We start from the raw sequence: 23,044 nt of genomic DNA, 5'->3' as shown, positions 1-23,044 counted from the left end.
CCCGATGAGCGAGCAGCGCGATAGCAACGAGGCGGGCGCCGACAGCGCCGGCGGGCGGGCCCGCTTCGTCCAGGTGTTCCAGGCCCAGCGCGCACGCATGGAGGCGATGGTCAGCCGCCGGGTGGGTTGTCGGGCCACGGCATCGGACCTGGTCCAGGAGCTGTTCCTGCGCTTCTGGCGCCGCCCGGAGGTCAAGGTCGAGGCGCTGGACACCTACCTGCTGCGTTGCGCTGGCAACCTGGCCATCGACCACCTGCGCAGCGAGGGCAGCCGCGAACGCGTGGCCGAAGCCGCCTGGTCGATGGATGAAGCGAGCATGGCCCGGGCGCCGGAGCAGGCCGTGGCAGTCGATCACGACCTGCAGCGCATCGAGGCCGCCTTGCGCGCTTTGCCCGAACGCACCCGGCAGATATTCCTGCTGAACCGCATCCATGGCTGCAAGTACGGCGAGATCGCCAACGCCATGCAGCTGTCCCGGAGCGCCGTGGAAAAGCATATGATGCGCGCCCTCGAAGCGTGCAAGGCGAGTATTGCCGAGCCCGCGTCCACCCCACGCCGGCCAGGGAGCGCCCGTCGATGAGCCGTTTACCCCCGATCACCGAGGCGCAATCCCAGGCTGCCCTGCAGTGGCTGAGGCGTATCAACGAGCAGCCCGGGCAAGCCGAAGGGGCGGCGTTCAAGCGCTGGTTGCTGGCCGACCCTGGCCACCGTGCCGCCTATGCCCAAGCCCAGGCGCTGTGGCAGAAAAGCGCTGCCCCGGCAGCGCGTCTGGCCGAGGAAGAGCATGAAAGCCTGCAACGCTACCTGGACGCCATGGCAACACCGCCGGCCATGGGCCGCTGGTGGCAGCGGGGCGCAGCGCTGGCAATGGCGGCCTGCCTGGTGATGGCAGTGGGTGTCGCCGGTGGCTGGCACCCGGGGTACTGGCTACAGGACCTGCAAGCTGACTACAGCAGTGCCGGGCAAATCCGCCAGGTGACTTTGGCAGACCAGTCGCAGGTGACGCTGGATGCGGGCAGCGCGATTGCGGTCGATTTCGTGAAGGGGGAGCGCCGTGTGCGCTTGCTGTACGGTGCCGCATTCTTCCAGGTCACGCATACTGGCGAGCCTTTTCTGGTGGAGGCTGCCGGTGGCGAAGTCCGGGTGCTCGGTACGCAATTCGAGGTACGTGAGCAGGGCGAGGGTGCCCAGGTCACCGTGCGCAGCGGGCGCGTGGCGGTTAGCCCGGCACAGGGCGCCGCAGCGCGTGAGCTGACGGCCAACCAACAAGTGGCCTACGCCGCAGGTCGGGCGGGCGCCCCCCTGGCAGTGGACAGCGACAACCGCCTGGCCTGGCGCCAGGGCTGGCTTAATTACTATCAGGCCCCGCTGGCGCAGGTGATTGAAGAGCTGGGGCGCTATCACCCAGGGCGCATCCTGTTGCTCAACGAAGAACTGGGGCAGCGCAAGGTCAGCGGCAGTTTTCCGGTAGCCGAGCCGCTGCAAGCGCTGGGTTCGCTGGGCAAGGTAATGGGGTTTTCGCAGCAGACAGTGCTGGGGCGGTTGACCCTGATCCGCTAGTCGCCTGCACCAACAAAAAATATTTTCAGGCAGCGGGTGAGGTAACAGGACGTGGCATCCGTGTAATGAGTGGAAGTGCGATTCATTCGCAGTAATATCCCTCTCACAGGTCAGCGTCCATGAAGTTCACCCCGTGTTGCGTTCCCCTCTGGCTCGGCCTTGCTGCGTTCCCGGCCATGACTGTCGCGCCCCTGGCCTGCGCCGCCGAGCAGCAGGTATTCGCCTTCGCCCAGCCGGCGCAGCCCTTGTCCCAGGCACTCAACGCGTTCAGCCGCACGACTGGCCAGAGCGTTGTCTACACCCTGGAATTGCCAGGCGTGCAAGCGCCGGCCCTGCATGGCAGTTACCCTGCCGCGCAGCCGCTGCAACTGCTGCTGGGCAGCTCCGGCCTGGCCTGGCGCCGTATCGATGGGCGCACCCTGACCCTGGAAGCGCTGGACACCTCGGGCGCTCTCAACCTGCAGGCCACCACCGTAACCTCGCAGCTGGACAGCTTCAGCTACCAGCCCCCGGCCAGTGCCTCGATCATGCGCGGGCAGGGGCCGAACCAGGACATCCCCCAGGCAATCAACGTGGTGCCGGCCCAGGTCATTCGCGACCAGGCCCCGCGCAACCTCGATGACGCCCTGGCCAACGTCAGCGGTATCACCCAGGGCAACAATTTTGGTGGCACCTCGGACACGGTGATGAAGCGCGGCTTTGGCGATAACCGTGACGGTTCGATCATGCGCGATGGCATGCCCATCGTGCAGGGTCGTAGCCTGAACGCCAGCACCGAGCGGGTCGAAGTGCTCAAGGGCCCGGCCTCGCTGCTGTACGGCATCCAGGACCCGGGTGGGGTGATCAACGTGGTCAGCAAGCGCCCGCAGCTTGAACAGTACAACGCCCTGACCGTGCGCGGCTCGACTTACGGCAGTGGCAAGAACGGCAGCGGCGGTGGGCTCGACAGCACCGGCGCGCTGGGCGACAGCAACTTTGCCTACCGCCTGATCGTCGACCACGAAGACGAGGATTACTGGCGCAACTACGGCGTGCACCGCGAGTCGCTGCTGGCACCCTCGCTGGCCTGGCTGGGCGAAGACACGCAAGTGGTGCTGGCCTACGAGCACCGCGAATTCCTTTACCCGTTCGACCGCGGCACGGCGTTCGGCAGCAACGGCCACCCGCTCGACATCCCGGCTACGCGGCGCCTGGACGAGCCGTTCAACGACATGGAAGGGCGCTCCGATCTGTACCGGCTGGAAGTCGACCACCAGCTGGCGGATGACTGGAAGCTGCATTTTGGCTACAGCTTCAACCGCGAGACTTACGACGCAAGCCAGGTGCGGGTCACCGGAGTGAATGAAGCCAAGGGCACCTTGACCCGCAGCATCGACGGCACCCATAACGCCATGAGTCGCGACCAGTTCGCTACCTTGAGCCTCAACGGCAACGTCGAACTGGCAGGCCTGCAGAATGACCTGTCGTTCGGCATCGATCATGAAGACCGCAAGGTCTTCCGTGGCGATCTGATCCGCCAGACTGCGCAGTCCACCTTCAGCTACACCAACCCGGTATACGGCCAGGAAGTGGAGGGCACCAGCGTGCGTGCCAGTGACAGCGACCAGACCGACAAGCTGCGTACCGATGCGCTGTTCCTGCAGGATTCACTGCACCTCGACGAGCACTGGATCCTGGTCGCCGGTGCCCGCTTCCAGCAGTTTGACCAGTATGCCGGCCGGGGGCGCCCGTTCACGGCCAACACCGACAACAGTGGTCAGGCCTGGGTGCCGCATGCGGGGGTGGTGTACAAGGTCGACGAGCAGTTGTCGTTTTATGGCAGCTACAGCGAATCGTTCAAGCCCAACTCCAGCATTGCGCCGTTGACCGGGGGCGTGGTACTGGATTCCTCCGTCGCGCCGGAGGAGGGCAAGGCGTGGGAAATCGGGGCCAAGCTGGATATCCCCGGCAGCCTCACCGGGACATTGGCACTGTTTGATATCACCAAGCGCAACGTGCTGGTGGCCAATTTCGATACGGGCACCGGTGAAACGGTCTACAGCAACGCGGGTGAAGTCAGCTCACGGGGGGTCGAGCTTGACCTCAGTGGCCAGCTCAGCGACCGCTGGAGCCTGATCGGCAGCTATGCCTTCACTGACGCCAAGGTGACCAAGGACCCGGCCCTGCAAGGCAACCGCCTGCAGAACGTGGCCAGGCACAGCGGTTCGCTGTCGGCGGTGTACGACTGGGGCCAACTGTTTGGCGGCGACCGGCTGCGGGTAGGGGCAGGGGCGCGCTATGTAGGTGAACGTAGCGGCAACTCGACCAACACCTTCGACTTGCCGTCCTATACCGTGGCCGATGCCTTTGCCAGCTACGAGACCCGGTTCGACGAGCACAAGGTGTTGTTGCAGCTGAACGTGAAGAACCTGTTCGACAAGGTTTACTACAGCTCGGCGGTGAACCAGTACTTTGTGGCTATCGGCGATGCGCGACAGGTCAGCTTGTCCAGCACCTTCGAGTTCTGAGCCGGCCCGTACGGCCTGCAGGGGGCGCTTTAGCCGCGAATGGCCGCACGATATTCACCCGGTGTTGCAGCGAAAGCCTGGCGGAACCGGTTGCTGAAATGGCTGGCGCTGGCAAACCCGCACATCAGGGCGATCTCGCCCAATGGCATCACCCCCAGGCGCAGCAACTGGCACGCCTGGTGTAACCGCCGCGCGAGCAGGTACTGGTGCGGCGGCAGCCCGAAACTGCTGCGGAACATGCGCGCAAAGTGGTATTCGGAGAGGTTGCAGCGCAAAGCCAGTTCGCCGAGCGTGATGGGCTGGTCCAGGTGCGCTTCGATGTAGTCGACCAACTGCCGGCGCAGGTTCGGCGCCAGGCCGCCTTTCAACCGCAGGCCATGGCGCAGCCCGACCTGGCTGAGCAGCGCATGGTCGACGATTGCGTGCGCCAGGCTGCTGGCCAGCAAGCGCTCGCCAGGCTCGTCCCAGGCCAGTCCGATCAGCTGGCGAAAGCGTACGGCCTGTTGCGGGTCGTCGAGAAAGGTCGCTTCCTGCAACTGCAGTTCGCGTGGCTCGCGGTCGAGCAGGCGCACGCAGCCCAGGGCGAACTGCGCCTCGCTGACGTACAGGTGCGCCAGGCGAATGCCGCCGTTCACCACCCAGTTCGACTCATGGCCGGCCGGCATGATGCACAGCTTGCCCGGTGCGCCCTTGTCGGCCGGGCGCTGGCGGCGGAAGGTGCCGGTGCCGTCGGCGATGTAGCACGACAGGGTGTGATGGCTTGGCGCCTGATAGTCGCGGGCATCGTCGCGGTTGCTCCACAACGCCGCCGCCAGCCCGTCGCCCAGGTGCGCGCTCAACTCCAGGCAGGCGTGGGGCGAGGCTTGCATGGCGGTGAACACTTGCAGTTGGGTGAGTGGGGTCATGGGCGGGCTCCTCTTGCCAGCCATCGTACTGCGGCTTGGGCCGGCTTACAGCCATCGGCGGGACAAATGCGCAAGTTTGTGCAAGCGCTGGGGGCTCGCCGGGGGAACACTGGAATGCCGCCGCGAGTGCTGCGCCCTCGATCGCCGGCAAGCCAGCTCCCACAGGGACAGCGCCCGGCTTGAGCTTGATGCTGTACCTGTGGGAGCTGGCTCGCCGGCGATGGGCCGCACAGCGGCCCCGGGATGTCTGGTCGTTCGCTTTAGGAGCCCCACCGATGAACCTGTCGCTCTACCTGCTCACCGTACTGATCTGGGGCACCACCTGGATCGCCCTGAAACTGCAACTGGGCGTGGTCGCCATCCCGGTCTCGATCGTCTACCGCTTTGCCTTGGCCGGCCTGATCCTGTTCGCCTTGCTGCTGCTCACCCGCCGCCTGCAGCCGATGAACCGTCGTGGCCATCTCATCTGCCTGGTCCAGGGCCTGTGCCTGTTCTGTGTCAATTTCATGTGCTTTCTCACCGCCAGCCAATGGATCGCCAGCGGCCTGATCGCCGTGGTGTTCTCCACTGCCACCCTGTGGAACGCGCTGAACGCGCGGGTGTTCTTCGGCCAGAAGATCGCCAGCAATGTGCTCGGCGGCGGCGCCCTGGGGCTGCTTGGCCTGGGCTTGCTGTTCTGGCCGGAGCTGGCCCACCACGCGGCCAGCCGCGAGACCTTGTATGGCCTTGGCCTGGCGTTGCTCGGCACGCTGTGCTTTTCAGCGGGCAACCTGCTTTCGAGTATGCAGCAGAAGGCCGGGCTCAAGCCGATGACCACCAATGCCTGGGGCATGGTCTATGGCGCGACGATGCTGGCCGTGTATTGCGTTGTCAGCGGCGTGCCTTTCACCATGGAATGGAACACGCGCTATATCGGCTCGTTGATGTACCTGGTGATACCGGGGTCGGTGATCGGCTTCACCGCCTACCTGACCCTGGTTGGCCGCATGGGGCCGGAACGGGCGGCTTATTGCACGGTGCTGTTCCCGCTGGTGGCGTTGAATGTGTCGGCGGTGGTCGAGGGGTACCAGTGGACGCCGCCAGCGTTGCTTGGGCTGGTGGCGGTGATGGCGGGGAATGTGCTGGTGTTTCGCAAGTCCAAGGCCAGGGTGGCTGAGCCTGTCGTGATGGCTAAATAGGTGGTGCATTGCCTGCACCGGCCTCTTCGCGGGCATGCCCGCGAAGCGGCCGGTGCAGGCAGTAGCGAACTATCAGTCCTTCCACACCTGCGGGTTCACCAGGTCCCGCGGGCGTTCACCCAGCAGCGCCGCACGCAGGTTGTCCATCGCCCGGTTGGCCATGGCCTCGCGGGTTTCGGCTGTGGCCGAACCGATATGCGGCAAGGTCAGCGCATTGGGCAGCTTGAACAATGGCGAATCGCTCAACGGCTCTTTTTCGTACACATCCAGGCCGGCCCCGCGAAGGGTACCGTTCTGCAACGCTTCGATCAGTGCCGCCTCGTCCACCACCGGCCCACGGGCGATGTTGATCAGGAAGGCGCTTGGCTTCATCAGCTTCAGCTCGCGGGTGCTGATCAGCTTGCGGGTGGCATCGGACAGCGGCACCACGATGCACACGAAGTCCGCTTCGGCCAGCAACTGCTCAAGGCTGCGGAACTGCGCGCCCAGCTCTTGCTCCAGCGCGGGCTTGCGGCTGTTGCCGCTGTACAGGATCGGCATGTTGAAACCGAAGCGGCCACGGCGCGCCAGCGCTGCGCCGATATTGCCCATGCCGACGATACCCAGGGTCTTGCCATGCACATCGCTGCCGAAGTGGGCCGGGCCCACCGTGGCCTGCCAGTTGCCGGCCTTGGTCCAGGCATCCAGCTCGGCGGTGCGGCGGGCGCAACCCATGATCAGCGAGAAGCCCAGGTCGGCCGTGCTCTCGGTGAGCACGTCGGGGGTGTTGGTCAGGGCGATGCCGCGTTCGTTGAAGTAGTCCAGGTCGTAGTTGTCGTAGCCGACCGAAACGCTGGAAACCACCTCGAGCCTGGCCGCACCTTCGAGTTGCGCGCGGCCGAGCTTGCGGCCAACCCCGATCAGGCCGTGAGCCTCGGGCAGGGCTTCGTTGAACTGGGCATTGATGTCGCCGAGCTTGGGGTTCGGCAGGATCACGTTGAAGTCTTGCTGCAGGCGCTCGGCCATGGCCGGGGTGATACGGCTGAAGGCCAGGACGGTTTTTTTCATCGGGCAACTTCTCTGCAAGGTGGAATCAATGGTTAGCAACCTACCATTGTCCACCCCGGCAATGCAGCAGCTTTTTAGTTGGCGATCAGCACCTGATGGGTTTTCAGGTCTGCCTCATGCGCCGCCAGAATCTCCGGCAGTGAATTGCGCAGGTACTCGACCCAGGTCTTGATCTTGGCGTCCAGGTACTGGCGCGATGGGTAGATGGCATACAGGTTCAGTTCCTGCAGCCGGTATTCGGGCAGTACCCGCACCAGGCTGCCGTCACGCAACCCTTCGATGGCTGAGTAGATCGGCAGCACACCTACGCCCATGCCACTGCGGATCGCGGTTTTCATGGCGTCGGCGGTGTTGACCATGAACGGCGAGCTGGTGATGTTGACCATTTCCTGGCCTTCCGGGCCGTCGAACAGCCACTTTTCCAGTGGGATGACCGGGCTGACCATGCGCAGGCAGGCGTGCTTGAGCAGGTCGACGGGCTTTTGCGCCGCGCCGTGGCGGGCGATGTAGCCGGGCGAGGCGCAGACGATGCTGTAGGTGATGCCCAGGCGCTGCGACACGAACCCCGAATCGGGCAGTTCGGTGGCCAGCACGATGGACACGTCATAGCCCTCGTCGAGCAGGTCTGGCACGCGGTTGGCCATGGTCAGGTCGAAGGTCACGTCGGGGTGCGATTCGCGGTAACGGGCGATGGCGTCGACCACGAAGTGCTGGCCGACCCCGGTCATCGAGTGCACCTTCAACTGCCCGGCCGGGCGCGCATGGGCGTCGCTGGCTTCGGCCTCGGCTTCTTCCACGTAGGTAAGAATCTGTTCGCAACGCATCAGGTAGCGCTTGCCGGCTTCGGTCAGCGCAATGCGCCGGGTGGTACGGTTGAGCAGCCTGGTTTGCAGATGGGCTTCCAGGTTGGAGACCGCCCGCGACACGTTCGCGGTGGTCGTGTCCAGTTGCGCGGCAGCGGCAGTGAAGCTGCCGAGCTGGGCGACGCAACTGAAAGCACGCATGTTTTGCAGGGTGTCCATGGGTCACTCTCGATATAGAGGACAAAAGTGTGTCACGAAGTAACGTCGAAGTTATGAAAAGTTGTCTTCGACCAAAGGCGGATTATCGCTGTTTTGGTAACAAAGATTCGCAGGAATCTGCGCTTATCGCCAGTGCTGCCGCCCCCTAGAATTGCCCGGCCCCTCTTCACTTCCTCGGGAAATCGCAGCTGTGCCGCGTCGCATCATCAGAACGCTCAACGCGTTCAGTGCCTGTGCCCTTGCCCTCACCTTGAGCGGCTGTATCGGAACCTGGGGCATTGCCCCGCAAAGCAAGACGCTGCAAGCCAATACCCTGACCCCTGATGCGGCCATGCGTGAAGCCGCAACCGACGCCCACTGGCCCGACCAGCAGTGGTGGCACGCCTATGGCGACCCCCAGCTGGACCGCTGGATTGCCTTGGCCGTAGCCGGCAGCCCAAGCCTGGCCATGGCTGCGGCGCGGGTGCGCGAAGCCAAGGCCATGGCCGGCGTGGTCGAGTCGGCGGAGCAGCTCCAGGCCAACGGCCAGGCCACGCTCAAGCGCCATAACTGGCCGGAAGACCAGTTCTACGGCCCTGGCGCGTTGTCGGGCGCCAACACCTGGGACAACAATGCCGCCATCGGCTTCAGCTACGCCCTCGACCTCTGGGGCCGTGAGCGCAATGCCAGCGAGCAGGCCGTGGACCAGGCGCACATGAGCGTAGCCGAAGCCCGCCAGGCGCAGCTGGAACTGCAGAACAACGTGGTACGGGCCTATATCCAGCTGAGCCTGCACTTTGCCCAGCGCGATATCGTCAAGGCCGAGCTTGCGCAGCAGGAGCAGATCCTGGCCCTGGCCAAGCGCCGCCTGGATGCCGGCATCGGCACCCACTTCGAGGTCAGCCAGGCCGAAGCGCCGCTGCCGGAAACCCACCGCCAGCTCGACAGCCTCAACGAAGAAATCGCGCTCACCCGCAACCAGCTGGCCGCCCTGGCCGGCAAGGGCCCAGGGCAGGGCGCGCAGCTACAGCGCCCGAGCCTGACCCTGGCTGCGCCGCTGAAGCTGCCCTCGAACCTGCCTGCCGAACTGGTCGGCCAGCGCCCCGACGTGGTCGCCAGCCGCTGGCAGGTGGCTGCCCAGGCGCGTGGCATCGACGTCGCCCACGCCGGCTTCTTCCCTAATGTCGACCTGGTCGGCAGCCTGGGCTTCATGGCCACCGGCGGCGGCCCGCTGGAGTTCCTGACCGGGCGCAAGTTCAACTACAACGTCGGCCCGGCCATCAGCCTGCCGGTGTTCGATGGTGGCCGTCTGCGTTCGCAGTTGGGCGTGGCATCGGCTGGCTACGACGTGGCCGTGGCGCGCTACAACCAGACCGTGGTCGGTGCGCTGAAGAACATCTCTGACCAGCTGATCCGCCGCGAGTCGATGCAAGAGCAGTCGCACTTCGCCGCCGAGTCCGTCGCCGCCGCGCAGAAAACCTACGACATCGCCATGGTTGCCTTCCAGCGTGGCCTTACCGATTACCTCAATGTGCTCAACGCGCAGACCTTGCTGTTCCGTCAGCAGCAGATACAGCAGCAGGTGCAGGCCGCCCGCCTGATCGCCCATGCCGAGCTGGTGACCGCGCTGGGCGGTGGCCTGCAGGCCGGCCAGGACGTACCTGATGAAGACCGCCAGGCGGCGCCGAAAACCCCGGCCAGCCTGGCCATTTTCGACAAGCAGCCGGACAACGCCGAATGAGCACTTCCAGCCTGCCCGTGCGCTGGCTGCACAGCCTGGAGTGGCGCCGGGGTTTCTTTGCCTGGGCGCGCACCGACGGTGTTACCTGGGTGTACATTTTCAAGGTCCTGGCGGCGGCGTTCATCACCCTGTGGCTGGCCATGCGCCTGGAGCTGCCGCAACCGCGCACGGCGATGATCACCGTGTTCATCGTCATGCAGCCGCAAAGCGGCCACGTGTTCGCCAAGAGCTTTTACCGGGTGCTCGGCACCTTGGCCGGCTCGGCGATGATGGTGGCACTGATTGCCATCTTCCCGCAGAACACCGAGCTGTTCCTGCCCAGCCTGGCACTGTGGGTGGGCTTGTGCTCGGCCGGTGCCATGCGCTACCGCACATTCCGTGCCTATGGGTTTGTGCTGGCGGGCTACACGGCGGCGATGATCGGCCTGCCGGTTCTGCAGCACCCCGACCAGGCGTTCATGGCTGCGGTGTGGCGGGTGCTGGAAATTGCCCTGGGCATTCTCGTATCGACCTTCGTCACCGCCGCGATCCTGCCGCAGTCGGCCAGTGCCGCCATGCGCAACGCCCTGTACCAGCGCTTTGGGGTGTTCGCCGGGGTGGTGGTCGAGGCCTTGCGCGGTGACAGCCAGCGCGATCGTTTCGAAACCAGCAACGTGCGCTTCGTCGCCGAGGCCGTGGGCCTTGAAAGCCTGCGCAACGTCACCGCCTTCGAAGACCCGCACATGCGCCGCCGCAGTGGCCGCCTGGTGCGCATGAACAGCGAGTTCATGGCCATCACCACGCGTTTCAATGCCCTGCATCGCTTGCTGGAGCGCCTGCGCAACCGTGGCCCGCTGCAGATCGTGAGCGCCATCGAGCCGGGCCTGAACACCCTGGTAGAACTGCTGCAGCCGTACGTGGGCCGGGCGCTGACCGACGCCGACGCGCTGCGCCTGACCCTGGAGCTGGCCGCCTACAAGGAAGGCCTGCAAGCCCAGGTGCGTGGCCTGCGCGCCGAGTACCTGGCGACCGCGCCCAGCGATGCCGACCTGCTCGACTTCCACACCGCGTTCGAGCTGCTGTACCGCTTCGTCGACGAGATGTACAGCTACGCCGAAACCCATGCCTCGCTGGCCGTGCACAGACACCAGCGCGAGCAGTGGGACGAGCCCTACGTGGCCCAGACCAGCTGGCTGGTATCGCTTGCTGCAGGCGTGCGCGCTTCGGCAGTGCTGTTGCTGCTGGGCAGTTACTGGCTGCTCAGTGACTGGCCCAGCGGCGCGATGATGACCCTGATCGCCACGGTCACCGTGGGCCTGTCGGCGGCTTCGCCGAACCCCAAGCGCATGTCGTTCCAGATGGCCTGCGGCACGGCCATCGGCGCCTTCGTCGGCTTCTTCGAAACCTTCTTCGTGTTCCCCTGGATCGACGGTTTCCCGCTGCTGTGCATGGTGCTGGCGCCGGTGTTCGTGCTGGGCGCGTTTCTTTCCTCGCGGCCGGCCTATGCCGGCTACGGCATCGGCCTGCTGGTGTTCTTCGCCATCGGCTCGGTGCCGAACAACCTCACCGTGTATGACCCGTACACCTTCATCAACGACTACATCGGCATGGTCATCGGCATGTTCGTCTGCGCCGCCGCCGGGGCAATCATCCTGCCGCCCAACAGCCGTTGGCTGTGGAGCCGCCTGGAGCAGGAACTGCGCGAGCAAGTGCTGTTTGCCATCAGCGGCCGCCTGCGCGGCCTGGGCTCGGCCTTTGAAAGCCGCACCCGCGACCTGCTGCACCAGGCCTACGGCCTGGCGGCCGGCAAGCCGCAGGTGCAAAGCCAGTTGATGGGCTGGATGTTCACCGTGCTGGAAATCGGCCACGCCATCATCGAGCTGCGCAAAGAGCAGGCCCGCGCGCCGGTGCACCCGGCCTACGCCGAGTCGCAGCCCTGGCGCCAGGCCATTCGCGTCATGGGCCGCGCCCTGGCCCGGCTGTTCCTGCAGCCCAGCGCCAGCAACCACGAACGTGCCCTGGTGGCGGTGGACCACGCCATCGCCCGGGTACAGGCGACCGACGAGCCCTTTGCCCGGCACTTCGACACTTCGGTGCTGCGCCGTGCGCAAAGCTACCTGCACTTCATCCGTTCTTCCCTGCTCGACCCACAGTCGCCACTGGCACCGGCGAAAGGACTGCAAGATGCCCCGTGAGATCGCCTTCCATGGCGTGTACATGCCCACCATGACCTTGATGTTCCTGTTTGCCCTGGGCCTGGCCTGGGGCCTGGACCGGTTCATCGCCAGCCATGATGGCTACCGCTTCTTCTGGCACCCGGCGCTGCTGCGCCTGAGCCTGTTCGTCTGCCTGTTCGGCGCCCTGGCGCTGTCGCTCTACTGGTGAGAATCCTTCGATGAAAAAGTTCTTCAGCCTGATCGCCACCCTGCTGGTGCTGACCGCTGCCGTGGTGATCGGTCGCCAGTTGTGGCTGCACTACATGACCACGCCGTGGACCCGTGACGGCCGCGTGCGCGCCGACATCATCAACGTTGCCGCCGACGTGCCCGGGTATGTGGTGGACGTGCCGGTCAAGGACAACCAGCGGGTGAAAAAAGGCGACCTGCTGATCCAGATCGACCCCGAGCACTACCAGTTGGCGGTTGACCAGGCCAAGGCGCTGGTCGCCTCGCGCAAGGCCACCTGGGACATGCGCAAGGTCAACGCCAAGCGCCGAGCCGACATGGACAACCTGGTGATCTCCCGGGAAAACCGCGACGACGCCAGCAACATCGCCAACTCGGCTCAAGCCGATTACCAGCAAGCCCTGGCCGAGCTGGCGGCGGCCCAGCTGAACCTCAAGCGCACGCATATCGTCGCCACGGTGGACGGCTACGTGACCAACCTGAATATCCACAAAGGCGACTACGCGCGCACCGGTGAAGCGGTGATGGCGGTGGTCGATGAAAACTCGTTCTGGGTGTACGGCTTCTTCGAGGAGACCAAGCTGCCGCACGTGAAGGTGGGTGACCCGGCCGAATTGCAGATGATGAGCGGCGAGCGCATCAAGGGGCATGTGGAGAGCATCGCCCGTGGCATCTACGACCGCGACAACCCCCAGAGCCGCGAGCTGATTGCCGACGTCAACCCGACGTTCAACTGGGTGCGGTTGGCGCAGCGGGTGCCGGTGCGTATCCACATCGATGAAGTGCCGGAAGGTTTTTTGCTGGCGGCGGGGACGACGTGTACGGTGGTGGTGAAACCGAGCGAGGGGTGAATTCTGCTATTCGGGCCTGACATGCACAGACCCGCACTCTCGCAGCAATTGATCCCAGTCATCTGGTGGATGGCCAGTTAGCAGCATCTTCTGAAAGACTTCGTAAGCGTCATCGCTGCTGTCGTAGGCCCGCTTGCTCGATTCATCATTGACCCAAGCCAGCACGATGATCCGACTGGCGGTGTGATAGCGAAAGAACAAGCGGTATTGCTGGAAGAACTTCGCTCTGAACCAGTGCTTGTGGTCACCGCCCAACGGTGCGCCCTGCCTGTACTCAACTTTGGTCGGGTCCTGGGGGATCACATCGAATGCCAAGCGTTTGATTGCCGCCAGCCGCTTATAAGCATTCTTCTTGGCGTAACCAGCTGGGTCTTTCTGCATCTGAGCCTGAACCTGGGCGCTCAGCGCGTCCAGCTTGGCCAGGAACAGTGGGTGAGCAAATACAGTCCATCCATGAATAACAAAAGGCTTCCTGTTCGCATCACTCATTCATCATCCGCCGACAGAGGTTGATCAAGGTCGACCTCCGCGTCGCCGACAAGCTTGTCGAGACGAGCGATGAGGCCTGCATCGACAACCTGCAGCCGTTGAGGATTGGTAGCGATGTCGTGCGCCAGGAAATCCAGGAACTGGCCCAGCACCGGATCGTCCTCGGTTGCCTCTGCGCGGGTGAGTATCACCCCACCGTCAGGGCGAATCGAGTAATGGATCTTGTCACGCTTTTTCAAACCCAGGGCGCGCCGTACGGTTTCGGGAACGGTGGTTTGGTAGCGATCAGTCAGCGTGGACTCGACTTCGAAGGTGGTAGCCATGGGCACTGTCCTTTGTGTTGCAGCAGTACTCCAAGGTAATGCGATTGCATTACCTGGTCAATGCAATTGCGTTTCCGGGTGATGGCCGGTCAGGCGGGCCCTACCAAAACCGGCATTTCAATGCGGTCGATCACCTTTGCGCTGATCGACGGATCGAGCAGCCGCCCCAGCCGCGACAGGTGCCGGTGACCCATGATGACCAGCTCGCAGTTCAGCTCCTGTGCCTTGGCGATGATGGCGTCGACCGGCTGCCCGGCCACCATGCAGCCCTGGCTGGCGAAACCGGCCTGTTGCAATTCGCGTACTGCCTCGGCCACGGCGTGGTCGGCGTGTTGCTGTTCCTCGCAGGCAGCGGGGTATTCCTCCAGCTCCTCGGCGGTGTAGGGCGCGGGTCTGTCGTGCACGGCGAAGGTGGAATCGATGGCCAGCAGCACGTGCAGTTCGTGCTCGCCTGGGCGGCAGTAGCGACGGGCCAGGGCGAGCAGGGCAGTGGCGGCGGGGGAGGCGTCGATGGCGATCAGGACGGGGTTGGGCATTGGGGATCCTTGTAAAGGCTGGCGGAGTGATTGCCTGTTCGGGCCCTTTCGCGGGTAAACCCGCTCCCACAAAGACCACACAGCTTTCAAATATTGTGGTGTACCTGTGGGAGCGGGTTTACCCGCGAAAGGGCCGAACCTGCCAAAGGTCATTCTTGGCCAGATCGACTTACGGGATAAATGCCCCACGGCGCACGGGCGCATTGCGTCTGGTGCAATCCTGCAACCTGCTACCATCGCCCTTCCCAGCGCAGTAACGGATAACCGCCATGCAACTCCCGGACATGAACCTGCTCGTCGCCCTCGATGCCCTGCTCGACGAAGGCAGTGTGGTCGGCGCGGCGCAGCGCATGAACCTGAGCCCGGCGGCGATGAGCCGGACCTTGGGACGGATCCGCGATGCCCTGGGCGACCCGATCCTGGTACGTGCCGGCCGTGGCCTGGTGCCGACCCCACGGGCGCTGGCCCTGCGCGAGCAGGTGCATGGGCTGGTGGAGCAAGCCGGGCAGGTGTTCCGCAGCCGCGACGCGGTCGACCTGGCAAACCTGGACCGGGCCTTCAACATTCGCACCAACGACCTGTTCATCGCCCTGTACGGCGCCCAGTTGCTGCGCATGATGCTGGCCCAGGCGCCGCGCACGGTGTTGCGCTTTGTACCGGAAGGCAGTGGCGACGATGACGCGGTACTGCGCAACGGTCACATCGACCTGATCATCAGCTCGGCCATTGAACTGGGCCCGGAGATGAAAGTGCAGAGTTTGTTCAATACCTATTTCGTCGGCTTGGCGCGCGAGGGACACCCTATTTTCGAGGCGCCGATCACACCGCAGCGCTTTGCCGCGTATCCGCAGATCAGTGTGTCACGGCGCGGTCGGGCCAATGGGCCGATCGACGTGGCGCTGGCCAACCACAAGGTGGAGCGGCGGGTGGCGCTGATCACCACCAGTTTCCACTCGGCGATGTTCTCGCTGCCGGACTCCGACCTGATCCTGCCGATACCCGCCAATATCCTCAACAGCGTGAACCGTCTGAAGCTGCCATTGCGGTCTTTCGAAATACCCGTGCCGCTGGAAAAGGTGAATGTGAAACAGGCGTGGCACCCGCGATTCGACAACGATCCGGCGCATCGGTGGCTGCGCCAGACGCTGAAGGCGTGCGGTAGCATGGACCCATGATCAGGGCCTTTCATGCCCGCTATGATGTCCCGATTGCGTTTGACGCAACATAAACCTACCGAGAATTCAGTTTTCGTCAGCATTCGACGTTCTTAGACTTGCTCCAGTCGTGATTTTGTTGCTGGAGATGTCTGTCCATGAGTTCCCTGTCCGCCCCCTCTGCCGCGATTGGCGCTGCCGCCCCCGCGCCGGCCGCGCCTGCGCAGACGGCGTTCGGCCTGCAGGTCGTGGTTGGGCTGTTCGGTGTACTGCTGGCCGTGCTGTGCGCGGGCCTCAATGAGTCGGTGACGAAGATTTCCCTGGCCGATATTCGCGGCGCCATGGGCATTGGTGCCGACGAAGGCGCCTGGCTGCTGGCGGTGTACAGCGCCGCCTCGGTCTCGGCCATGGCGTTCGCGCCGTGGCTGGCCACTACCTTCTCGCTACGGCGCTTCACCATGAGCGCCATCGGCGTGTTCGCCGTGCTGGGTCTGCTGCAACCGTTCGCCCCCAACCTGCACAGCCTGATGCTGCTGCGCGTGCTGCAAGGTTTTGCCTCTGGCGCCTTGCCGCCGATGCTGATGAGCGTGGCCCTGCGCTTCTTGCCGCCGGGTATCAAGGTGTACGGCCTGGCCTGCTATGCCCTTACCGCCACTTTCGGCCCTAACCTCGGCACGCCACTGGCTGGCCTCTGGACCGAGTACGTCGGTTGGCAGTGGGCGTTCTGGCAGATCATCGTGCCGTCGGCGCTGGCCATGTTCTGCGTGGGCTGGGGCTTGCCGCAGGACCCGCTGCGCCTGGAACGTTTCAAGCAGTTCGATTGGCGCGGCGTGCTGCTCGGCCTGCCCGCCATCAGCTGCATCGTGCTGGGCCTGTCGCTAGGCGACCGCTGGGGCTGGTTCGATTCGCCACTGATCTGCTGGCTGCTGGGTGGCGGCCTGCTGTTGCTGGTGCTGTTCATGTACAACGAGTGGTCCGAGCCGCTGCCGTTTTTCCAGTTACGCATGCTCTCGCGACGCAACCTCAGTTTTGCCCTGGTGACCCTGGCCGGCGTGCTGATCGTGTTGTCTGGTGTAGGTAGCATCCCGTCGGCTTACCTGGCGCAGATCCAGGGCTACCGGCCGGTGCAGACCAGCCCGTTGATGATGCTGGTGGCCATGCCGCAGCTGATCGCCCTGCCGCTGACCGCCGCCCTGTGCAATATCCGCGCGGTGGACTGCCGCTGGGTGCTGGGCATCGGCCTGGCGATGCTGGCGGTGTCCTGTGTCGGCAGCAGCCTGCTGACGTCGCAGTGGATCCGTGGCGACTTCTATCCGTTCTACCTGCTGCAGGTGTTCGGCCAGCCGATGGCGGTACTGCCGCTGCTGATGCTGTCCACCAACGGGATGACCCCGCAGGAAGGCCCGTTCGCCTCCAGCTGGTTCAACACCGTCAAAGGCCTGGCTGCAGTGGTCGCCGGTGGCCTGCTGGACGCCGTTGGTACGCTGCGCCGGCACTTCCATTCCAACCACCTGGTGGACAGCCTGGGCAACGCCCCGCTGGTCGATGACAGCAGCGCAGGGCTGGCCAAGCGTATCCACGACCAGGCGCTGGTGCTGACCTCCGCCGACCTCTACCTGGTCATGGCCTGCATTGCAGTGGCCCTGATCTGCCTGATTCCTTTCGTGCCTACCCGGGTCTATCCGCCGCGTGCGGTGGCCTGAACCCTGGATGAATTCGAGAACCGCTGAAATGACCAACAACCGCAAAACCCTGTTCATCGGCGCGGTGCTTGCCGTCGCTGTCCTGGCCGGCATCATCGGCCCCTGGATGTTTGGCAGCGACCACCGCCAGAGCACCAATGACGCCTATGTGATCGCCGACTACACCGTGGTCGCACCGAAGGTTGCCGGGTTCATCAAGGAAGTGCTGGTAGAAGATAACCAGCAAGTCAGGGCTGGCCAGTTGCTGGCGACCATCGATGCCCGTGACTACCAGGCCGCGCTGGATGCCGCGCAGGCGCAGTTGCTGGTGGCCAAGGCGCAAAGCGCCGATGCCCGTGCCACCCTCGAGCGCCAGGCGGCGCTGATCGCCCAGGCCGAGGCGGCGGTGAAAGCGGCGCAGGCCGAAGCGGCGTTCGCCGATCATGAAGTCAACCGCTACAGCCGCCTGGCCGAGCAGGGTGCCGGTACCGTGCAGAACGCCCAGCAGGCGCGCAGCGGCGTCGACCAGGCCCGCGCGCGGCTGGCCAATACCCAGGCGGCATTGGTGGCAGCACGCAAGCAGGTGGACATCCTTACCGCCCAGGTGGCCAGCGCCGATGGCCAGTTGAAGCGGGCTGAAGCGGGCGTTGAAAAGGCCCGGCTCGACCTGTCCTATACCCGCATCAGCGCGCCGGTGGACGGCATGGTCGGCGAGCGCGCCCTGCGTGTCGGTGCGTACGTCAATCCAGGTGCCCGCCTGCTGTCGGTGGTGCCCTTGCAGCAGGCCTATGTGGTCGGCAACTTCCAGGAAACCCAGTTGACCCACGTGCAGCCGGGCCAGCCGGTGAGCATCAGCGTCGACACGTTCTCCGGCGAAAAACTGCAGGGGCATGTAGAAAGCATCGCCCCGGCCACCGGCGTCACCTTCGCCGCCGTCAAGCCGGACAACGCCACCGGCAACTTCACCAAGGTGGTGCAGCGTATCCCGGTGAAGATCGTTTTCGATGACGGCCAGCCGCTGCTCGCGCGCCTGCGTGTGGGCATGTCGGTGGAAGCGACCATCGATACCCGTGGCGACAAGCTGGACGGCAAAGAGGTAAGCGCACGATGAAACCGGCATTACGCTTGAGCCCGTTGTTGCTGGCCGTGCTGATGGCCGGCTGCACCATGGGCCCGGACTTCCTGCGCCCCGACAGCCAGGCGCCGCAACAGTGGGCGCCGTTGCAAGGCGAGGCAGCGGCCAGCCAGCCGCAGGCCGAGCCACTGGAACTGCGCTGGTGGGAAACCTTCCACGACGCTCGCCTGAGTGCACTGATCCAGCGCGTATCCGAGCGCAACCTCGACCTGCAGATGGCCAGTGCCCGCCTGCTGCAAAGCCGTGCCTTACGCAGCACTGTGGCCGCCGATGAAGTGCCGTCGGTAGACGTGAACGCCGGCTACAGCCGCGCCCGCAACAGCGCCGAGGGCCTGAGCGACCCGTCGGGCAAGGCAGGCAAGCAAGCCTTCAACCTTTGGCAGGGTGACCTGGTAGCCGGCTGGGAGCTGGACCTGTGGGGCCGCGTGCGGCGTCAGGTCGAGGCCGCCGATGCCACGGTCGAAGTGGCCGAGAACGATCGGCGCGGGGTGTTGCTGGCGCTGCTGTCGGAAACCGCCGGCAACTACATCCAGTTGCGTGCCGTGCAGCATACCCTTGATGTGACTCGCGACAACCTCAAGGTCGCCCGGCACAGCCTGACGCTGTCGGAAAATCGCCAGGCGGAAGGTGTCGCCACTCGCCTCGACGTGGCCCAGGCCAGTGCCCAGGTGGCCTCGATCGAGTCGCGCCTGCCAAGCCTGGAAGCGCGGCGCGATGACTTGATCAACGCCCTCAGCCTGCTCGCGGCCGAACCGCCGCGCAGTTTGCAGGCCGAGTTGCTGCCGGCTGGCGAGCTGCCTGCGCCGCAGCAGAAGTTCGCCATCGGTTTGCCGTCCGAGCTGGCCGAGCGGCGCCCGGATATCCGCCAGGCCGAGGCGCGCCTGCATGCCGCCACCGCCAGCATTGGCGTGGCCAAGGCCGACTTCTACCCCAGTATCCGCCTGTCGGGCAGTGTCGGTTTCCAGGCCATGCAGTTGTCCGATTTTGCTGGCTGGGACTCGCGCCGTTTCGCCTTCGGGCCGCAGCTTTCGCTGCCGATCTTCGAGGGTGGCCGGCTCAAGGGCACGCTGGAATTGCGGGAAGCCCAGCAGCAGGAGGCGGCGCTGAACTACCGCAAGGTGGTGCTTGGCGCCTGGCATGAAATTGACGATGTGCTACGCCTTTACAACGCCAGCCAGTTGCGTCGGGATCATTTGGCCGAGGCGGTGCGACAGAACCGCATCGCCCTGGAAACCGCCCAGCGCCAGTATGTGGAAGGCGCGGTGGACTTTCTCAATGTGCTGACGGTGCAAGGGGCGTTGCTGGCCAGCGAAGAGCAGTGGATCGACAGCTCGGCGGCGGTGTCGCAGGCGTTGGTAGGGCTGTACAAAGCGTTGGGTGGTGGCTGGCAGGCATTCGACGAGCAGCCGGTGAAGAAAGCGTAAAAGCCGGGGCCGCAAAGCAGCCCTGGCGATTCCCCAGACAATTGAGGAGGCACAGATGCAGATTTCCTTGAACGGCAAGCGCGCCATTGTCAGCGGCTCCACCGCCGGCATTGGCCTGGCCATCGCCATCGGCCTGGCCGAGGCGGGGGCCGAAGTGGTGGTCAACGGCCGCACTCAAGCCCGGGTCGATGAAGCCCTCAACGCCATCCGCGAACGCCTGCCACAGGCGCGCATCATCGGTATCGCCGCCGACCTGAGTACCCGCGACGGTGCGCGAAAACTGTTCGGCCAGGTGCCGCACAGCGACATCCTGATCAACAACCTCGGCATCTTCGAGCCCAAGCCGTTCTTCGAGATCGAGGACGAGGAGTGGCAGCGGTTCTTCGATGTCAACGTGCTCAGCGCGGTGCGCCTGTCTCGCCACTACGCCCAGGGCATGGCCGAGCGCAAGTGGGGTCGGGTGGTGTTCCTGTCCAGTGAGTCGGCGCTGCAGATCCCGACCGAGATGATTCATTACGGCATGAGCAAGACCGCGCTGCTGGCGGTGTCGCGTGGCCTGGCCGAGACCTTGGCCGGTAGCGGGGTGACGGTGAACGCGGTATTGCCTGGGCCTACCCGCTCGGAAGGTGTCGGCGACTTCTTTGCCAAGCTGGCCGGGGAGCAGGGTGTGTCGACTGAGCAACTGGAAGCGAACTTCCTCGCCGAGCACCGGCCGACCTCGCTGCTCAAGCGCCTGGCGACGGTGGAAGAGGTGGCCAATATGGTGGTGTACCTGGCTTCGATGCAGGCCAGTGCTACCACCGGGGCTGCCTTGCGGGTGGATGGTGGAGTGTTACGCTCCATCGCCTGATTCTTTGTTGTCTGTGCCGCCCTCTTCGCGGGTAAACCCGCTCCCACAGGGATGACACAGCTCTGTGGGAGCGGGTTTACCCGCGAAGAGGGCGGCATAGGCAACCACGCCCTCAGAGCGGTCGCAGCAGCCCAAAACGCTTGCGCAAAGCCCAGTCCAGCAACCGCCGTGGCAGCAATCGGGCCATCACCGGCAACGCTGTACTGCCGTTACCCAACCGCACCAGCGCCGGCACCGGCGACTTGCTTACCGCCGTCAACACCCCTCTGGCAAACACCGCCGCCGAAGTCGGCTTGTCCTGCGAAGCCCGCGCCCGTGCCTGCACATGCTCGCGCAACGGCCACCACGGCGACCCTGCCACAAGTACCTGCTCCGCCTGGCGTTGGGCGTTGCTGGCGAACTGCGAGGCGATCGCCCCCGGCTGCACTTCCATCACTTGCACGCCGAAAGGCGCCAGCTCGAGGCGCAAGGCATCGCTGAGCGCATGCACGGCTGCCTTGGAAGCGCAGTAGGCGCCAGCGAAGGGAGTGACCAGCACCCCTGAGACGCTGCCGATGTTCACCACCACCCCGCGTGAGCGGCGCAGTAGCGGGAACAGTGCCCGGGTGACACCGACCACGGCAAACACGTTGGTCTCGAATTGCTGGCGCAGGGCGTCCACGCCGCCGTCGAGCAACGGGCCCATGGCGCCGTAGCCTGCGTTGTTGATCAGGATGTCGAGGGTTTCGAGTTCGTCGGCCAGGCGGGCCAGGGCGTCGCTGTCATTCACGTCCAGCTGCCGGGCGCTGAAGCCGGCGGCGCTCAGTTGCTCGACATCTTCTGGCTTGCGCGCGGTGGCCCAGACATGGTGGCCGGCATCGCGAAAGGCGTCGGCCAGGGCGCGGCCGATGCCGCTGGAACAACCGGTGATGAGGACGGTGGGCATAGGTGGAGGCCTGTTGTCAGGGAGATGATTTTCCTGCATGGGCCCTTTCGCGGGTGAACCCGCTCCCACAGGTACCCCACAGTATTCAAGACCTGCGTTGTCCCTGTGGGAGCGGGTTCACCCGCGAAGAGGTCTGCACATGTGATAAGTCAATTGGCAAATGTACCCTGCAGGTGCTCGGCACGAAACTCCAGGGTTTGCGGACGATACCCGGAGCGCAATGGCGGCAATGGCAGGCAGTCCTTCCACTCGGCCCCCGGCTGCAGGTCACCTGGCCCACGGTAACGCGGGGCATTGTAGGTGTTCTCGGCCAGGTTCACGGTGTCGCCCGGGGCATACGCCGCCACGCGCCAGCGCAGCTCTGTGAGCGGCGCCTTGTTGCCGTTCTTCATGTGTACCTGCAGGGCACGGTCCGCCGGGCATTGCTCGGGGGCATAACTCAGGCGCAGGTCCAGGCGGGCCAGTTGCGAGGCTTCGCGGTTGTCCTGCCAGATGACGAACAGGGCCACCAGGCCCAGGCCGCACACGGCAGCCAGGGAAATCGGCAGGGCCTTGGCCGGGTAGCGCAACAGCAGCACCAGCCAGGTGAGTATGAGCAAGGCACCGATGATCATGGGGCTTGCAGACCTTGGTTGCGAGGGGTTCGACTATCGTAGCCTGAAATGGCATGTGCTCAAAAGCGGGAGGCTGCCTTGCAGTTGGCATGCGCTACGCCACGTGCAGCGCATGCGCTCGAAAGTCAGCGCAATCACATTGCGAGGCTATCTGTAACTCCCAACACTGTGAGTAGCAGCAGAGCGCAAATTCTCATAAATTTTTTCTCGCCACTGAAAATAAAACATTTTCGGGCGTGGGTCTTCAGGGCACTAAGGCCCAGTTAATGTCATTTGAATTTATCAACAACGTGCGAGTGAACAGAACATGATGAACATTCAGGAAAAACAGGGCGTGGAATTTGAACCGGAAATGATGACCGCACAGTGGAAAGCGCTTAAAGGCAAGAGCACTGCGGCGCTCTCTCCGGCTTACCTCGGTCACAACAGTTACTATACCGAGTCGCCTGAGATTTCGGAGGCTTCTGAGGGCGGTATGATCTTGCGGGCGTATGAAAATCTGAACAACGGGAAACTGGGCGTCTTCTTCCGCGCCGGCATAGATCGCGATGGAGAATTTATTATCTATCGGGCATTTGGTAATTTGGGTGCGGGTTTGTATAACGCGAGAAACCTGGTTGTGGAAAACATGAAATGGCAACCGGGCCAACAACTCAGCTTCAACTATCGTCTGAGCTTTGCAGTCGGGGAGGTAACGTATGAAATGTCACAAGGGCATTACTGCGTAAACTTTTAATT

General features: G+C 64.4%; 22 protein-coding genes. 14 read left to right on the top strand and 8 right to left on the bottom strand.

Going from position 1 to position 23,044, the window contains the following annotated elements; all coding sequences use genetic code 11:
- The first annotated feature begins 4 nt into the window (after positions 1-4).
- The 3 genes from AC5O5I_RS23840 to AC5O5I_RS23830 all read left to right on the top strand — a co-directional run bounded on the left by AC5O5I_RS23840 (position 5) and on the right by AC5O5I_RS23830 (position 4,067).
- Positions 5-580: an RNA polymerase sigma factor gene (locus tag AC5O5I_RS23840; protein ID WP_494511663.1), complete on the top strand. Its 576-nt coding sequence runs from the start codon at positions 5-7 to the stop codon at positions 578-580.
- Entirely contained in the window at positions 577-1,560 is a 984-nt protein-coding gene (locus AC5O5I_RS23835; protein WP_494511662.1) for a FecR family protein, read from the top strand. The genes AC5O5I_RS23840 and AC5O5I_RS23835 overlap by 4 nt, the downstream gene beginning before the upstream one ends.
- Before the next feature lie 119 nt (positions 1,561-1,679).
- Positions 1,680-4,067, top strand: a complete 2,388-nt coding sequence (locus AC5O5I_RS23830; protein WP_494511661.1) for a TonB-dependent siderophore receptor — start codon at positions 1,680-1,682, stop codon at positions 4,065-4,067.
- A 29-nt stretch (positions 4,068-4,096) separates the two neighbouring features.
- Here AC5O5I_RS23830 and AC5O5I_RS23825 read toward each other — a convergent pair whose 3' ends face one another.
- Positions 4,097-4,972 carry a helix-turn-helix transcriptional regulator gene (locus AC5O5I_RS23825; RefSeq protein WP_172220805.1) on the bottom strand — a complete coding sequence of 292 codons (876 nt, stop codon included), beginning with the start codon at positions 4,970-4,972 and terminating at the stop codon, positions 4,097-4,099.
- A gap of 275 nt (positions 4,973-5,247) precedes the next feature.
- Between AC5O5I_RS23825 and AC5O5I_RS23820 the strand changes: the two genes are divergently transcribed.
- On the top strand, positions 5,248-6,150 hold the full coding sequence (locus AC5O5I_RS23820; protein WP_172220802.1) for a DMT family transporter: 903 nt from the start codon (positions 5,248-5,250) through the stop codon (positions 6,148-6,150).
- A 72-nt stretch (positions 6,151-6,222) separates the two neighbouring features.
- Here the strand turns inward: AC5O5I_RS23820 and AC5O5I_RS23815 are convergent, their stop codons facing one another.
- Positions 6,223-7,197: a 2-hydroxyacid dehydrogenase gene (locus AC5O5I_RS23815; RefSeq protein WP_172220800.1), complete on the bottom strand. Its 975-nt coding sequence runs from the start codon at positions 7,195-7,197 to the stop codon at positions 6,223-6,225.
- 74 nt (positions 7,198-7,271) lie between these two features.
- A complete protein-coding gene (locus AC5O5I_RS23810; RefSeq protein WP_172286798.1) occupies positions 7,272-8,219 on the bottom strand; it encodes a LysR family transcriptional regulator in 948 nt (315 codons plus the stop codon).
- A gap of 190 nt (positions 8,220-8,409) precedes the next feature.
- Here AC5O5I_RS23810 and AC5O5I_RS23805 point away from each other — a divergent pair, with 190 nt between their 5' ends.
- The 4 genes from AC5O5I_RS23805 to AC5O5I_RS23790 are packed head-to-tail and all read left to right on the top strand — an operon-like array spanning position 8,410 to position 13,174.
- Positions 8,410-9,939 (top strand): efflux transporter outer membrane subunit, encoded by a 1,530-nt coding sequence (locus AC5O5I_RS23805; protein WP_172220794.1) that lies wholly within the window; start codon positions 8,410-8,412, stop codon positions 9,937-9,939.
- Positions 9,936-12,113, top strand: a complete 2,178-nt coding sequence (locus tag AC5O5I_RS23800; RefSeq protein WP_494511660.1) for an FUSC family protein — start codon at positions 9,936-9,938, stop codon at positions 12,111-12,113. The genes AC5O5I_RS23805 and AC5O5I_RS23800 overlap by 4 nt, the downstream gene beginning before the upstream one ends.
- A complete protein-coding gene (locus AC5O5I_RS23795; RefSeq protein ID WP_008097766.1) occupies positions 12,103-12,303 on the top strand; it encodes a DUF1656 domain-containing protein in 201 nt (66 codons plus the stop codon). The genes AC5O5I_RS23800 and AC5O5I_RS23795 overlap by 11 nt, the downstream gene beginning before the upstream one ends.
- A gap of 10 nt (positions 12,304-12,313) precedes the next feature.
- A complete protein-coding gene (locus AC5O5I_RS23790; protein ID WP_172287861.1) occupies positions 12,314-13,174 on the top strand; it encodes an efflux RND transporter periplasmic adaptor subunit in 861 nt (286 codons plus the stop codon).
- Between the two features lie 6 nt (positions 13,175-13,180).
- Here AC5O5I_RS23790 and AC5O5I_RS23785 read toward each other — a convergent pair whose 3' ends face one another.
- The 3 genes from AC5O5I_RS23785 to AC5O5I_RS23775 all read right to left on the bottom strand — a co-directional run bounded on the left by AC5O5I_RS23785 (position 13,181) and on the right by AC5O5I_RS23775 (position 14,522).
- Entirely contained in the window at positions 13,181-13,663 is a 483-nt protein-coding gene (locus AC5O5I_RS23785) for a type II toxin-antitoxin system YhaV family toxin (protein ID WP_494511659.1), read from the bottom strand.
- Entirely contained in the window at positions 13,660-13,986 is a 327-nt protein-coding gene (locus AC5O5I_RS23780; RefSeq protein ID WP_172220782.1) for a type II toxin-antitoxin system PrlF family antitoxin, read from the bottom strand. The genes AC5O5I_RS23785 and AC5O5I_RS23780 overlap by 4 nt, the downstream gene beginning before the upstream one ends.
- Positions 13,987-14,075: 89 nt before the next feature.
- Complete coding sequence (locus AC5O5I_RS23775; protein ID WP_172220779.1) at positions 14,076-14,522, bottom strand: universal stress protein; 447 nt, start codon at positions 14,520-14,522, stop codon at positions 14,076-14,078.
- 269 nt (positions 14,523-14,791) lie between these two features.
- On the opposite strand from AC5O5I_RS23775, the gene AC5O5I_RS23770 reads away from it, so the two are divergent.
- The 5 genes from AC5O5I_RS23770 to AC5O5I_RS23750 all read left to right on the top strand — a co-directional run bounded on the left by AC5O5I_RS23770 (position 14,792) and on the right by AC5O5I_RS23750 (position 20,767).
- Positions 14,792-15,697, top strand: coding sequence for a LysR family transcriptional regulator (locus tag AC5O5I_RS23770; protein WP_172220776.1), 906 nt, complete (start codon positions 14,792-14,794; stop codon positions 15,695-15,697).
- Positions 15,698-15,834: 137 nt separating this feature from the next.
- The gene (locus AC5O5I_RS23765; RefSeq protein WP_494511658.1) at positions 15,835-17,379 is read left to right on the top strand and encodes an MFS transporter; all 1,545 of its coding nucleotides are present in this window, start codon (positions 15,835-15,837) and stop codon (positions 17,377-17,379) included.
- 28 nt (positions 17,380-17,407) lie between these two features.
- Positions 17,408-18,469, top strand: a complete 1,062-nt coding sequence (locus tag AC5O5I_RS23760) for an HlyD family secretion protein (protein ID WP_172220770.1) — start codon at positions 17,408-17,410, stop codon at positions 18,467-18,469.
- A complete protein-coding gene (locus AC5O5I_RS23755) occupies positions 18,466-19,917 on the top strand; it encodes an efflux transporter outer membrane subunit (RefSeq protein WP_172220767.1) in 1,452 nt (483 codons plus the stop codon). The genes AC5O5I_RS23760 and AC5O5I_RS23755 overlap by 4 nt, the downstream gene beginning before the upstream one ends.
- Positions 19,918-19,972: 55 nt before the next feature.
- The gene (locus AC5O5I_RS23750; RefSeq protein WP_172220764.1) at positions 19,973-20,767 is read left to right on the top strand and encodes an SDR family NAD(P)-dependent oxidoreductase; all 795 of its coding nucleotides are present in this window, start codon (positions 19,973-19,975) and stop codon (positions 20,765-20,767) included.
- Between the two features lie 112 nt (positions 20,768-20,879).
- Here AC5O5I_RS23750 and AC5O5I_RS23745 read toward each other — a convergent pair whose 3' ends face one another.
- A complete protein-coding gene (locus AC5O5I_RS23745; RefSeq protein ID WP_172220761.1) occupies positions 20,880-21,692 on the bottom strand; it encodes an SDR family oxidoreductase in 813 nt (270 codons plus the stop codon).
- 149 nt (positions 21,693-21,841) lie between these two features.
- Positions 21,842-22,306: a multidrug transporter gene (locus AC5O5I_RS23740; RefSeq protein WP_172220758.1), complete on the bottom strand. Its 465-nt coding sequence runs from the start codon at positions 22,304-22,306 to the stop codon at positions 21,842-21,844.
- A 307-nt stretch (positions 22,307-22,613) separates the two neighbouring features.
- Here AC5O5I_RS23740 and AC5O5I_RS23735 point away from each other — a divergent pair, with 307 nt between their 5' ends.
- Positions 22,614-23,042 (top strand): hypothetical protein, encoded by a 429-nt coding sequence (locus tag AC5O5I_RS23735; protein ID WP_172220755.1) that lies wholly within the window; start codon positions 22,614-22,616, stop codon positions 23,040-23,042.
- Positions 23,043-23,044: the final 2 nt, after the last annotated feature.

The sequence above is a fragment of the Pseudomonas sp. 9_2_1 genome, from assembly GCF_059295275.1.
This window is presented reverse-complemented; position numbering and strand designations above follow the sequence as displayed.

Bases quoted from the DNA above. Each gene is read 5' to 3' on its own strand.
- AC5O5I_RS23840 (WP_494511663.1), top strand. From the start codon at position 5: ATGAGCGAGCAGCGCGATAGCAACGAGGCGGGCGCCGACAGCGCCGGC.
- AC5O5I_RS23835 (WP_494511662.1), top strand. From the start codon at position 577: ATGAGCCGTTTACCCCCGATCACCGAGGCGCAATCCCAGGCTGCCCTG.
- AC5O5I_RS23830 (WP_494511661.1), top strand. From the start codon at position 1,680: ATGAAGTTCACCCCGTGTTGCGTTCCCCTCTGGCTCGGCCTTGCTGCG.
- AC5O5I_RS23825 (WP_172220805.1), bottom strand. From the start codon at position 4,972: ATGACCCCACTCACCCAACTGCAAGTGTTCACCGCCATGCAAGCCTCG.
- AC5O5I_RS23820 (WP_172220802.1), top strand. From the start codon at position 5,248: ATGAACCTGTCGCTCTACCTGCTCACCGTACTGATCTGGGGCACCACC.
- AC5O5I_RS23815 (WP_172220800.1), bottom strand. From the start codon at position 7,197: ATGAAAAAAACCGTCCTGGCCTTCAGCCGTATCACCCCGGCCATGGCC.
- AC5O5I_RS23810 (WP_172286798.1), bottom strand. From the start codon at position 8,219: ATGGACACCCTGCAAAACATGCGTGCTTTCAGTTGCGTCGCCCAGCTC.
- AC5O5I_RS23800 (WP_494511660.1), top strand. From the start codon at position 9,936: ATGAGCACTTCCAGCCTGCCCGTGCGCTGGCTGCACAGCCTGGAGTGG.
- AC5O5I_RS23795 (WP_008097766.1), top strand. From the start codon at position 12,103: ATGCCCCGTGAGATCGCCTTCCATGGCGTGTACATGCCCACCATGACC.
- AC5O5I_RS23790 (WP_172287861.1), top strand. From the start codon at position 12,314: ATGAAAAAGTTCTTCAGCCTGATCGCCACCCTGCTGGTGCTGACCGCT.
- AC5O5I_RS23785 (WP_494511659.1), bottom strand. From the start codon at position 13,663: ATGAGTGATGCGAACAGGAAGCCTTTTGTTATTCATGGATGGACTGTA.
- AC5O5I_RS23780 (WP_172220782.1), bottom strand. From the start codon at position 13,986: ATGGCTACCACCTTCGAAGTCGAGTCCACGCTGACTGATCGCTACCAA.
- AC5O5I_RS23775 (WP_172220779.1), bottom strand. From the start codon at position 14,522: ATGCCCAACCCCGTCCTGATCGCCATCGACGCCTCCCCCGCCGCCACT.
- AC5O5I_RS23770 (WP_172220776.1), top strand. From the start codon at position 14,792: ATGCAACTCCCGGACATGAACCTGCTCGTCGCCCTCGATGCCCTGCTC.
- AC5O5I_RS23765 (WP_494511658.1), top strand. From the start codon at position 15,835: ATGAGTTCCCTGTCCGCCCCCTCTGCCGCGATTGGCGCTGCCGCCCCC.
- AC5O5I_RS23760 (WP_172220770.1), top strand. From the start codon at position 17,408: ATGACCAACAACCGCAAAACCCTGTTCATCGGCGCGGTGCTTGCCGTC.
- AC5O5I_RS23755 (WP_172220767.1), top strand. From the start codon at position 18,466: ATGAAACCGGCATTACGCTTGAGCCCGTTGTTGCTGGCCGTGCTGATG.
- AC5O5I_RS23750 (WP_172220764.1), top strand. From the start codon at position 19,973: ATGCAGATTTCCTTGAACGGCAAGCGCGCCATTGTCAGCGGCTCCACC.
- AC5O5I_RS23745 (WP_172220761.1), bottom strand. From the start codon at position 21,692: ATGCCCACCGTCCTCATCACCGGTTGTTCCAGCGGCATCGGCCGCGCC.
- AC5O5I_RS23740 (WP_172220758.1), bottom strand. From the start codon at position 22,306: ATGATCATCGGTGCCTTGCTCATACTCACCTGGCTGGTGCTGCTGTTG.
- AC5O5I_RS23735 (WP_172220755.1), top strand. From the start codon at position 22,614: ATGATGAACATTCAGGAAAAACAGGGCGTGGAATTTGAACCGGAAATG.